10 protein-coding genes are annotated in these 11975 nt (G+C 34.5%); 2 read left to right on the top strand and 8 right to left on the bottom strand.

Annotated elements, in window-relative coordinates:
• The coding region (locus AAV97_RS15920) for a 3-oxoacid CoA-transferase subunit A (protein WP_046761065.1) at positions 1-402 on the bottom strand (402 nt) is incomplete at its 3' end.
• A 248-nt stretch (positions 403-650) separates the two neighbouring features.
• On the opposite strand from AAV97_RS15920, the gene pcaU reads away from it, so the two are divergent.
• On the top strand, positions 651-1475 hold the full coding sequence (pcaU, locus tag AAV97_RS15915) for an IclR family transcriptional regulator PcaU (protein ID WP_004828614.1): 825 nt from the start codon (positions 651-653) through the stop codon (positions 1473-1475).
• Between the two features lie 114 nt (positions 1476-1589).
• Positions 1590-2438: a tetratricopeptide repeat protein gene (locus AAV97_RS15910; RefSeq protein ID WP_046761064.1), complete on the top strand. Its 849-nt coding sequence runs from the start codon at positions 1590-1592 to the stop codon at positions 2436-2438.
• 667 nt (positions 2439-3105) lie between these two features.
• On the opposite strand, the gene AAV97_RS15900 is transcribed toward AAV97_RS15910, so the two are convergent.
• The 7 genes from AAV97_RS15900 to AAV97_RS15870 all read right to left on the bottom strand — a co-directional run bounded on the left by AAV97_RS15900 (position 3106) and on the right by AAV97_RS15870 (position 11959).
• Positions 3106-3300 carry a hypothetical protein gene (locus AAV97_RS15900; protein WP_046761062.1) on the bottom strand — a complete coding sequence of 65 codons (195 nt, stop codon included), beginning with the start codon at positions 3298-3300 and terminating at the stop codon, positions 3106-3108.
• Positions 3273-3539: a hypothetical protein gene (locus tag AAV97_RS15895; protein ID WP_046761074.1), complete on the bottom strand. Its 267-nt coding sequence runs from the start codon at positions 3537-3539 to the stop codon at positions 3273-3275. Before AAV97_RS15895 ends, AAV97_RS15900 begins: the two co-directional genes overlap by 28 nt.
• A gap of 353 nt (positions 3540-3892) precedes the next feature.
• Positions 3893-4192 carry a hypothetical protein gene (locus AAV97_RS15890; protein ID WP_046761061.1) on the bottom strand — a complete coding sequence of 100 codons (300 nt, stop codon included), beginning with the start codon at positions 4190-4192 and terminating at the stop codon, positions 3893-3895.
• A gap of 158 nt (positions 4193-4350) precedes the next feature.
• The gene (locus AAV97_RS15885) at positions 4351-4830 is read right to left on the bottom strand and encodes a tetratricopeptide repeat protein (RefSeq protein WP_046761060.1); all 480 of its coding nucleotides are present in this window, start codon (positions 4828-4830) and stop codon (positions 4351-4353) included.
• A 466-nt stretch (positions 4831-5296) separates the two neighbouring features.
• Positions 5297-6376: a tetratricopeptide repeat protein gene (locus tag AAV97_RS15880; RefSeq protein WP_228136556.1), complete on the bottom strand. Its 1080-nt coding sequence runs from the start codon at positions 6374-6376 to the stop codon at positions 5297-5299.
• 103 nt (positions 6377-6479) lie between these two features.
• Positions 6480-6944, bottom strand: a complete 465-nt coding sequence (locus tag AAV97_RS15875; RefSeq protein WP_046761059.1) for a hypothetical protein — start codon at positions 6942-6944, stop codon at positions 6480-6482.
• Positions 6944-11959 carry an RHS repeat-associated core domain-containing protein gene (locus AAV97_RS15870; RefSeq protein ID WP_046761058.1) on the bottom strand — a complete coding sequence of 1672 codons (5016 nt, stop codon included), beginning with the start codon at positions 11957-11959 and terminating at the stop codon, positions 6944-6946. The genes AAV97_RS15875 and AAV97_RS15870 overlap by 1 nt, the downstream gene beginning before the upstream one ends.
• Positions 11960-11975: the final 16 nt, after the last annotated feature.

The raw sequence follows: 11975 nt of genomic DNA, 5'->3' as shown, positions 1-11975 counted from the left end.
TTTTCCTTCGGCAAGCAATGTACCAAAACCTGTTGGTGTGAATACTGCCCCTAAACCCATTCCCGCTGCTTGAATGCGGCATGCCAAGTTTCCTTGAGGAACAAGTTCTAATTCAATCTTGCCTGCATGATAGAGTTCATCAAAGACCCATGAATCAGACTGGCGCGGGAATGAACAGATGATCTTACGTACAGCCCCTGATTTGAGGAGTTTTGCCAAACCATAATCGCCATTGCCTGCATTGTTGTTGACAATGACCAAGTCTTTGACGCCAAGCTCAATCAATCCATCAATTAGCTCTGCGGGTTGTCCTGCGGTTCCAAAGCCCCCAATCATAATGGTTGAACCATCCTTGATTTGTGACAAAACCTCTGTCAATGAGCCGGCACGCTTATCAATCATCTGACTACTTCCTGTACTGTGTAGCACTCAATTTTTCATCCTAAAAGTCGATAAAACTAAGTTGAGTGTTTTGTTCGGATTTCTTATCTTTATTCTTGATAAATTCTGAACAGACTTCTATCTTCTAAAAGCTATTTTGTGCGATTATTATTTTTAATGTTCGATCATCGAACATTATCCAACTAAATTAGTCGTGTTTCGATTAGAATAATTATTCATCAAAGGATTTTGTAGGAATGCTCTAAATTATGGAAAATGATAAAAATAAAAATCGTCGCTTGATTCATCACCGTGAAAATAAGAAAGTGATTCGACATGAAGACTTTATCGCAGGGATTGCCAAAGGCTTGGCGATTTTAGATTGCTTCGGTCCTGAACGTCATCGTTTAAATATGAGTACAGCCGCAGAGAAAACAGGCATGACCCGTGCTGCTGCACGTCGTCATTTACTGACTTTAGAATACTTGGGATATTTAGACTTTGATGGTCATTATTATTATTTAACCCCCAAAATTTTAAAGTTCTCAGGTGCGTATCTGGATGGTTCTCCCTTACCTAAAATTTGTCAGCCTTTATTAAACTTACTCACCAATCAAACATCACTGATTTATTCAGTCATGGTGCTGGATGGTTATGAAGCCATTACCATTGCACGCAGTGCAGCGCATCAACAAACTGACCGTGTTAATCCTTATGGTTTGCATTTGGGTAACCGACTCCCTGCTCATGCCACATCCGCAGGCAAAATTTTGTTGGCACATCTAAATAAAGATGAGCAAAAAGAGTGGTTAGAAAAATATCCTTTGAAGCGATTGACTAAATATACCCATACAGACAGTGAAGTGTTTTTGGCATTGTTGCATGAGATTAAGGAACAAGATTGGTGCTACTCGTGTGAAGAACATGAGTTAGGTGTACATGCAGTTGCTGTACCGATCTATGATGCCAATGCTGATGTAGTTGCAGCTTTAAATATTGTGTCTCCAACGATCCGTACGACTCAAGATTATTTAATTACGCATATTTTGCCGTTGTTACAGGAAACAGCACGCGACTTGAGACAAGTGGTTTAGGTGGGAAAGTTGATCATATGATTTAAGTTTGTTTATTATTTTCAGCTCATGTTATTATTAAAATTTAATAGATATCAAAATAATTTTTTGACGTTACTCAGTTTGAGATAAAATATGTTTTATACAAGAAAAATTTTTCTAACAATTTGTTTACTTAGTGTTTTAAATTCAGGCTGTGCTAAATCAACTGATAGCAACAACAATAATCAACAATATAGCGCTAATAATTCCGCTATTGATATCAATGAGATTAAGTCTAAAGCTGAAAAAGGTGATCCTGAAGCTCAATATAATATGGGAGTTTTGTTCACAGATGGTTATAAAGACCTAAAACCCAATATTATAGAAGCATTTAAATGGTATGAATTATCGGCTGATAAAGGATATGCAAAAGCGAAATATAATTTAGCTATTCTACTAAGTAGTGATTCAGGTATTAAAAATGATTATGCTCAAGCAAAAAAGTTATTTGAAGATGCAGCTGCTTTAGGCGATGTACCATCATTAAATGAGCTTGGTAATTTTTATAAAGATGGAATAGGTGTACAAGAAAATTACGCTCAAGCATCTGAATATTATTTAAAAGCAGCTAATGCTGGGTATTCTGCTGCTGAAAATAATATAGGTAATATGTATCTACATGGTCATGGAGTGTCGCAAGATAAACTAAAAGCATCTCAATGGTATATAAAAGCTGCTGAACAAGGTGAGGTTGATGCTCAATATAATTTAGGGCTTATGTATTTTTTAGGTGATGGTATAAAACAAGATTATTCACAAGCATATCAATGGTTTTTAAAAGCTGCAAATCAAGGTGATAGTGGCGCACAATATCATTTAGGTAAAATCTATAAAGATGGCTTGGGTGTTGATAAAAATCTATCAATTTCAAGAACCTGGTTTGAGGAGTCTGCTCAAGCGGGTAATTCTCTAGCTTACGATGAATTATCACAACTTAAATAATATGTTTAAATCATAACTTCTGACTATTTCTTTAAAGAAAAAATTATTATTACTATAGCAATAGTCAGTATTATAGAATTTAAAATAATTGTCCAATAATAATCAAAAGAAAGAGGTTCCACTAACAAGAACTTGCCACTCACTCCACAATAATAATAAAGAGAGCAGCTTATAATCCTAAATAAACAATATATTAAATCTAAAGAAAGAAATAAAAAATTAAAAATCTTTTTCACTTTTACTTCTTAGTACACAATTGATAAGCTTTTTTTGAATGCATTACAAATTCACTATATTTTTGGTTTGTTTCATCCAATACCTCTGGTTCTTTATAAAAATCTGTTTTTAAATTTGCTACTAAACAGTCAAAATAAAATTTAAAAGTATTCGCATAAAATTCTTAGCTTTTATTTTTTCTCCATTTAAAAAATCAACCCTCGATAATAAATAAAAAAAGCCTATAATTTGTGTAACAATAAAAAAATAATTTTTTACTGTATTCCATAACTTTATGATTTTCGATATACCTCACTATATTTCCTAAAACATATCCAATTAAACCTATTGTTATCACTTTAAAAAAATTTATCAGATACGGATGATCTTTTGATTTAAAGTTGGAAATAAAAATACTAATTATAACCTCTGCGATTAGTGTAATCATAATTTATTTCTTCTCCTTTTTATCAGATTTGAATATGTCTTTAGCAATGCTCCCTGAGGTAGCACCTATTAAAGCCGAATTTGACCAAGTAGTTATTCCTACTGGATTATTTAAGTTCATAGATATATTTAATACTTCAACTTGAATAATTAATTTCGCTTCTTTTTTAGCTAATTTTTTGAGTTTAAATCTAACCATTTACACCCCATAAAGAATAAAGAAGCTAACAAACCAATTCCTATTGATATTAAGAAAAATAATAATACCCCCTGCAAATCCATTAAATCCTTATTAAAAAAATCAATTAGCATTCCTAAAATAAAACCAGATACGCCTAAAACTATTCCTTTAAAAAAACTAATTAAATATGGATATTTTTCACTTTCATAATTAGAGATAAAAAAAGAAATAATTACCTCAGCAATAATTGTCAGCATTCTATTTCTTTGCCTTTTTCGCTTTCTGATCCGAAATAATTTTATTTGCCATTCTAGAGGATGTTTGCCGCATAAGAAATTGATTATTAAAACAATCACATCAATCATATGATATTTTAATTATTATAATTACTTTTCATTTTTTGAACTTAGAACCAAGTATAAAAATACAAAAAAAATAATTAAAATAAATAATAAATCACTTACTAATGTAAAATAGTAAGAATATGAAAAAAACTCTACTTTTTTAAGACCACTTCGACCACCACAGTATGCATATACTCCACACCCTAATACTTTCAGCATCAATAATATAATAAAAAAAATTGAACTATACTTATATATGATTTTTTTCACTTTTCTAATCTTTTTTCACAATCTTCAACAATCTGATATGCAATTTTTTCAAATTTTCTTGCTTTCTCATTATCTTCCATTAATGATTTGTCCTTATAAAAATTTTTATCATATTTTCTTACTAAATCATTAAACTGACATTCACAAACACTTACACTAAGAGTACCTGATTCAGAGCAACCTGCTATAAAATTTATTTTCTCTTTATCAAATTCTGCTGAATTTTCACTACCTTTATAACTAGAAGAACATCCAATCAAAAAAATAAATGGTATATATTTACAAAAAAGATTCATAGCACTATTTCCTACTTTTTATCCTTCTGATTATTTTTCTTCTGCTCTTGCTCCTCATTTTATAACCTGCTGTAGAATTAGCACCTAATTTAGTATCCCAAATAATTTGTTCTTGATAATTGCACATCCTTTTTTATCCGCACTCATATACAGGATTTTTACATTTTCACACCAAGTTCTTTTAACTTTTGTTGAGCTTCAATATTTCCTTGCATTCCAGATTTCTTTAACCAGATTACAGCTTCATTTATATTTTTGTCTTTGTCTTTGTCTTTGTCTAGTAATATTAGTGCTAATTGAAGTTGAGCATTTTCATGATCTTGATTAGCAGCCAATCTATAATAATACTCTGACTTATTTAAATTTTTTTCTCCACCTATTCCTCTTAAATACATAATACCTAATCCATTTTGAGATGGTGCATCACCTTTTTTTGCTGCTTTTTCTAGCCACTCTTTAGCAACTTTTTCATCTTTAGGAAATCCATCTATTCCATTTAAATAATTCATTGCGACATTATATTGTGCATCAATATTGCCTGCCTTGGCTAACTCTAATTCATAGCTTTTTTCATATGAAGCACTATTTGCACATCCACTAAAAATTAAAAATATACTTAAAATCATCAAAATTTTCATAATTACTTACTCTACAAACCATTGATATTGACTGGTGTTGGTTTAATATGATTCCCAAATTATGAATCCTTACTATCAAAACTTTTTATAAAAAAATTAATTACCATAAGAATGCTAAGAATCACACCAACAAACAAAACAAACAATGAAAAATAATAACTAAATGATTCATTAAAATATATATTTAGTGTTCTCCCTACCCTACATTCTTTAAAATAAAAGCATGTATAAAGCATTTCAGAAATAAAATATAATACTAAAAGAGAACAACCACCTCCATTTTTTATAAACTTATAAAGCATCACACCCCAAAGTTATTAACAGCATTTAAAAAATTAACTAAATTTTACTTCCTCTATACAAATAAAATATTGTTAATAAAATTTAGATTTCAGTCCTAACATTAATTTAAAATAATTCTACTGTTTGAAATTAAAAAATTCAAACAATAGAATTATACTTAAAATTATTGTATTTTACTCAACATCTCTGTAGCTGGCTGATAGCCTAAATTTGAAGCCGCCATAATTTTTATCTCTTTATCTTGCTGACTATATAATGAATTAAAAATATTTAATGCTAATTTATAATTTTTAGAACAATTATTACCTAATAAATATTCAGCACCAACACTCAAACCAGCAGATAAATAACCCTTATCAAAAGATAATTTATATAAATCACAAATTTCGGGATTTGCAAATCCTTCTAATTTATATTGTAATACTCTAGCCTTCAATGCGTATCCTACTGCGACATTATGCTCTATTAACTTATTCGAAAAATAACTAACTTTCTCTAAGTCACGATAACTCTCTAAATTAGGCATTTCTCCAAGATATAAAACTGCTAAATCTGCGTATGCAAACCAATATTTTTTATCAATTGCAATGTTATTATTATTTATAAAACCATCTATATCACCTCTTTGCAGCTCAATCAAAGCTATCTCTGAAAAAGAGGCAGGAATAAATTCTTTTGATTGATTTAATAATAATAATGCTTGATCTAAATTTCTATCTACACCAATTCCTCTGCTATATCTTGCACCTAAACTATGTATTGCCAAAGGATTTCCTAAATTTGCTGCCTCTTTAATTAAATTAGTAGCAGAAATAATATTACCTTCAGCTTCCAGTTTTTTTGCAATCCAAAATTTTGCTTGTGGATTCTTATGGTCTGCCGCATATTCGATATATTTTAAACCTTCAATTTCATTTTTATCAAAAAACTCTCCATAATATTTTAAATTTCCTAAGATATATGCATCCGCTGGTCTTTTGCTATTTTTCTCCAAACAGCTTTTGCTACTATCATTAAAATTTTTAAAGTCTATCTGACAATGTGGTGTAAGTTTACTATTCACTTCATTATTTACACTTATAGGAATTTTCCCACATCCAATCTTTCCATACTCATTAGCAATTTCGCATGGGACAAAAATTATATTTGAATTTTTCTCATCAATCGTATTTATCTTTGAGTTTGTACAACTACTAAGCAAAAACACAAATGCAAAATTAAATATCAATGTTTTATATATCAAATTTCTCAATATGAAGAATCTCAATAATTAAATTCCCTTAAATTAAATCAGCTTAAATTTCTAACCACCTAATTCTTTTAATTTCTATTAAAAAATACCAAAATCATTTACTTTTCAAATAGCACCTATTTAATGTTCCATTTATGGTATGACTCAATATAATATTCCATTTTTTTTCTATTTGCCTACCAATATCTCCACCACCTAAAATTTTATTTCCTACTAATTCTTGTGGAGGAATGACTTCTAATTGCCGTGTTCCTTGGCAAAAAATATATGCTTGATCTTTCTTTTTTAAAAAGACCCACCCCCTGTCTTCAATCATATTTTTTTTGATAATATTGAATTGTTGCAATGATAAATTATTAGAGCTTATTTCATAAAATACATCGCTAGAAGAATACGATTTGTAACTTCCTTCATTTTCTAATTTATTTTTAAAAATTTCTTTAGCTTCATGTTTTAGCTCTTCATTTATAGGATCATTACTTTGCCCTTTACCAATATTATTGTCTTTTACACAAGCTACTAATAAAATAATTAGAAAAAAAGGAAGCATTTTTTTCATTACTCTTCTCCTGATACGAGTCCTGTTCCTGCAAAATTTCCATTAACACCACTACTGCCAACAACTACTTCATGTGCTGTGGCTCCATATACCATACTATCTTTTGGTACAACAGGTTTAACTCTATTATATCCAACTCCTAAAAGTGGAGTTCCGACTACTCCCCCCATAGTGTACGAAGCACCATTTACAAATTGATGCACAATTTGACTACGTTCTACATTTTTTGTACGCTGAGGCTCCAAACCTGTAATTACACCAGCTGAACAACTCCAACTTGCTGCTTCTTTTACACTTTGCGGTACAGAAAACATTTGTGTTAATTTCATACTTTGAGGAACTGAAAGTCCAGTACTTAATAATGGACTAGTTGAAGCTGTAACGTACCAACCTTCTTTTTCAGACGCTCTTAAATTTTTTACTACACCAATAGATTGACCACCAAGCCCAACAGTACACGATAGATAATCATACATCTGACAAGCTCCCTTACAGCCACCTCTTCTCGGATCTTTCTGACTCCTATTCCTATTCATTAAGTTTATTTGCTGTTCTAAAGTTCTTCTACTACGAAACTGTCCTGATTGCTTTTGTGCTGTATTATTCATCCAAGATACAGAGCTATCAACAACTTTATTAATTTTTGTATATGCATTTTCAGATTTTAACCGAACATACTCTTTTTCCTGAAACTCTATGTTTTTATCTCTTAATATTTTGGCGTCAGGATATTTTTTATTTTCTGCCATCAACCCCATCGGATCAATCCACTGATTTGGATCACTTACATAAACCGAGTTATTTAACCCACCAAACAGCCCAATCGGGTCTTTACTCACATACCTTGCACTATACGGCTCGTAATAACGATAACGGTTATAGTGTAAACCTGTTTCTTTATCGTAATATTGACCCTGAAAACGGATATTACTATGTCCAAATGGATTGTCGTGTTCGGTTGTCTTAATTTCTAAAGCTGTGCCCCATGTGTCCTGTTTAATTTCCCAAATACACTCGCCTAACTCGTTGCTTAAAGTTTGCGGAGTACCGACTTGATCACAGTGATAAAACGCAACACGTTCCAATTCAGCTTTGTTCTTTTGGGTGTCTGTTTTCCACACTGGATCTTTATAAATCGAATAAGGGACATCTTGAAATTGACGATAATCAGGTGTTTCTATCAGTTCAATAAAACGGGTATAGCCTGTTTGTAATAATGGTACAAAGCTATCTGGTTCATAGACATAATGTTTGGTGTAGTCTTGTTTGTTTGCTAGATTGGAGTTGGTTTTGTATGACTCCCAGATCATCAAGTCACCATCCCAACCAAATAAGGTCAGACTATCCTCAGTGGTATTTTTCTTAAATAATCGACGTCCAAATACATCATAACCATAGTTTGTAATTTGACCATTGTGATCGCTTTGTATCAGACGATTAAGGTTATCCCAAGTCAGTTTTAAGGTCTGACCTGATTGACTGGTTTCAATCACATTGCCTTGCGCATCATATTTGTAGTGCTTGCCTTGATATTGGGTGATCAGGTTATTTTTGACTTGTGATGTTTGTGTCGCAATCGGGTCGATTAAGTTCCCCGCAGGATCAAAACTAAAACTTTCAGAACTATACGGGTTTTGCGCTTTGATTAAGCGCCCAATTGGGTCGTATTGATAGCTTAACTTACCTAATCGGCTGTCATCCACCTGAGTCAGGAGGTAGTTGTTATCGTAGTGGTAATGTCGTTCTGCTTGATGTTTTGCTTGTTGTAATTGGGGTTGTTGTAAATGATCGAGTGTTTCTTGTTCATGTCGAATGATTTGTGAACTGAGTAAGCCCACATCATTATAGTTTTTGTTTTGTACCAAGCCATTGGCAAGTAGGCGTGTGGTTTCTCGGTGTAAATCATCTCGCTGAAATGCCACCATGTCTTGTTGGTTAAAAGCAATGCCATAAATATGCCCTGAGCCATAGCTGAGATTGGCTTGGACTTGTCCATCGGGTCGGATGGTTTGGGTCAAATTGCCCAATTCATCGTATTCGTAACGTAGCACTGCGCTCAGTGCAGGCAGATTCGGGACTTTGTAGTGTTGGTGTTCTCGTACCAATTGTCCAATTTGATTATAAAAATAATCAATTTGGCTTTCACTATTTTTTAATCGACTGTATTTTCCAGTCAGGTTGTATTCAAATTCTTCAACTTGACGATGTCGAGTCTGCAGATGGGTATAGGTTTTTGATGCAATCGCTCCACCCTGATGGTAGCTAAATTCAGTCAGAATATTCGGTTGGCGGATTTGCGATAGGAATCCATTCTCATCATAACTAAAGTGTTTTTCTTCTCCATCAAAGGCTTGTTCACGGATCAATTGCCCATAACGGTTGTAGTCAAATAAGTATTCAGCATGGTTTTGGTTGATCAGTTTTTGAATCCGACCTTGTTTGTCCCATTGGTAGCCGATTTGATGTCTATTGGCATCAATCCTTTGTTCTAATAACCCAACTGGGTTGTATTGGTATTGGGTGATTAAGCCTTTGCTATCGATATGTTTGAGTAGACGCCCTTCTTCATCGTGTTCAAATTGTTCTTTTAATCCATCAGGATAAATGATGGTTTGCAGCTGTCCTTTGTCTTTGCCTTGAGTGCTATATAGATATTGGACTTGTTGTGCATCCGCAGCAGCTTGTGCTGTCAGTGTTCCGTCTTCATCATATTCCCAAGCACTGCTTTTTCCTGAACAGTCGGTATAGGAGATCATTTGCCCAAGGTCGTTATATTGGATTTTCTTTGAGCCACCTTTGGCATCAATCACTTCAACCAATTGGTTGTCATTGTTATATTTATATTGGGTGGTCTGCCCTAATGGGTTAATGTCTTTGCTGACATTGCCATCAGCATCATATTCTTTCTTCCAGATATTGCCTTCAGGATCTTTGGTTTCGGTCAGGTTGCCTGCTTCATCATAGGCAAACAGGATGATGCCACCATTCGGTTGTACTATTTTTACCAGTTGATCTTGGTCGTTATAGACTTGCTCTGTTTCTAAGCCATTAAAGTCAATTTGTCGGGTAATGCGTTTTTGACGATCACGTGAAATCCACTTTTCTCGACCATCGGCTAAACGGGTACGGTAGGTAAAACCGTCTAAGTCGAAATAGTAATGGGTTGGCACATCATAGGCATCATAGACCGCAACTTGACGTAGGCGTGGATGCCATTCTAAGCGGGTTTTAAAGCTGCCATCATCTGCCCACTCTGCAATCGCTTTGGCTTTGGGCGAGGTCGATTCATAACGGATGTTTTGTCCACGCCCTGTACGATCGGTATAACGGGTCAATTGATGGGCTTGGTTATATTCATAACTGCGCGTATGCCCATTTTGATCCGTGGCTTTGATCAGGTTGCCTTGTGTATCGTATTCATAGCGTGCTAAGGGTTCTGCTTGTTCATCAACAAATGCAGCAATGATTTTGGCTTGTTCGTTAAAAGCAAATTTAAGTAAATGTTTGGCACGTTTCAATTGGAAATCGATGCCCTGCAAGTAGGCAAATTGTTCGTATAATAAATAGGTCAGTACGACTTTTTCATCGGTCTGTTCATTGAATTGTTGGACCAGATGGTAATGTTTTCCAGCATTAAAACTATGAAAATGAAAGTTCCAGTCTGAACCAAAGTTGAGTAATAAATCTCCCTGTTCATAGGGTGCGACACTAAAACCTTCAAAGGAAACTTGATAGCGTTCATCGACAATCGAGGCTGGTAGTTGGTGTTTGCGTCCATTGCTGTCGATAAATAAGTAGCCGTGTGCGTTGTGTATGATCACATTGGAGAATGGCATCATCCATCGTGCACCGATCATACTGTAGTCAAACTCATCCATCTGTGAGTTATATTGTCGGCTAAAGGCAAAACCCAGTTTAGGTAAATAGAAGTCTGCGTGATTGACCCGTTCAGCACCAATCGCATAGCTGATACTGTGTTCTGTTTTGGAGCTTTGATCTTCAATCAATGTTGCGCAAATCGGATCATTTAACGCATCAGGCTGTAAGGTCACAAACTCTAAAATATCACCATTGATGTGTTGTTCATGTTCGCCTGTTTGGTTGAGGGGGACGCTGGCTGTGGCTTTTTTTCCCTGTGTTTGAATGGCGTTTAGGGTTTCTTGAATCAGCCAAGCTAGGCTATATCGTGTACCCGCATTGCTTTGTTGTTGGATCGCTGTAGCAAGTAATGGGGCTGCTTTTTGAACTTCCGTTTGCAAAGTTAAATGAGGCGCTGAAATCTTTGCAGTCATGTCTGCTTGTGCGGGTGCGCCCAACAAATCAATCAATGGCTGCGCCCAATTGCTAAATTGTAGGTTGGGGTCTCGCTTTTCAGCTGTTGCACCTGCTGAAGCGATGCTTGGCAATCCACCTGCCACACTGGTGGTAAAGGCTTGCAAGATTGAAGACCCCAGTGTTGTTGCACTGGACAGTAAGCCTGTGAGTTTGGCTTGTGTTTCTTGTAGGAATTTTTCTAAATCTCCTGCCATCTGTGCATTTAAGTGCAACTGCATACGACGTAAGTCGGCTTCTTTGATTTTGCCATTGGCTGGGTATAAACACCCAGCCATTAACCCCAACATTGGACGTAATGCCATACGCACATGAGCTTCGGTGTTCGGTTGTAAAAATAAACCGATTAAGTTCATGCTCAACAATGCTGCTTGTTGTACACCGGCATCAGCTTGTTTGGGTTCTGCGGCAAATAGAATCAGATCTAAAACACTACCAGACAATGCAAAAATATTGGCAACTGTCGGGACATTGGCACTGGCTTTGATTTGTTCGAGGCTGGTATTTCCGCATGCTTGTAGATATTTCTGAATTTGATGCGCAATAAATTTATGGTCTTCTGTATGCGTCACACTGGCTAAGTTAAATACTGCCAATTCAACTGCTGGCTTTGTATTGTTTGTGCGAGATGTTTCTGTTGTATTGGACCCTGCGGTCTGGTTTTTACTGTCTATAAATGCCATGGGCTTAACCTTAATA

This window comes from Acinetobacter sp. Ag2 (genome assembly GCF_001005515.1).
GTDB lineage: Bacteria > Pseudomonadota > Gammaproteobacteria > Pseudomonadales > Moraxellaceae > Acinetobacter > Acinetobacter bereziniae.
Note: the sequence above shows the minus strand (reverse complement) of the source record. Positions and strands in the feature narration are given on the sequence as shown.

Coding starts and splice junctions, on each gene's coding strand:
- pcaU (WP_004828614.1), top strand. CDS start 651: ATGGAAAATGATAAAAATAAAAATCGTCGCTTGATTCATCACCGTGAA.
- AAV97_RS15910 (WP_046761064.1), top strand. CDS start 1,590: ATGTTTTATACAAGAAAAATTTTTCTAACAATTTGTTTACTTAGTGTT.
- AAV97_RS15900 (WP_046761062.1), bottom strand. CDS start 3,300: ATGGTTAGATTTAAACTCAAAAAATTAGCTAAAAAAGAAGCGAAATTA.
- AAV97_RS15895 (WP_046761074.1), bottom strand. CDS start 3,539: ATGCTGACAATTATTGCTGAGGTAATTATTTCTTTTTTTATCTCTAAT.
- AAV97_RS15890 (WP_046761061.1), bottom strand. CDS start 4,192: ATGAATCTTTTTTGTAAATATATACCATTTATTTTTTTGATTGGATGT.
- AAV97_RS15885 (WP_046761060.1), bottom strand. CDS start 4,830: ATGAAAATTTTGATGATTTTAAGTATATTTTTAATTTTTAGTGGATGT.
- AAV97_RS15875 (WP_046761059.1), bottom strand. CDS start 6,944: ATGAAAAAAATGCTTCCTTTTTTTCTAATTATTTTATTAGTAGCTTGT.
- AAV97_RS15870 (WP_046761058.1), bottom strand. CDS start 11,959: ATGGCATTTATAGACAGTAAAAACCAGACCGCAGGGTCCAATACAACA.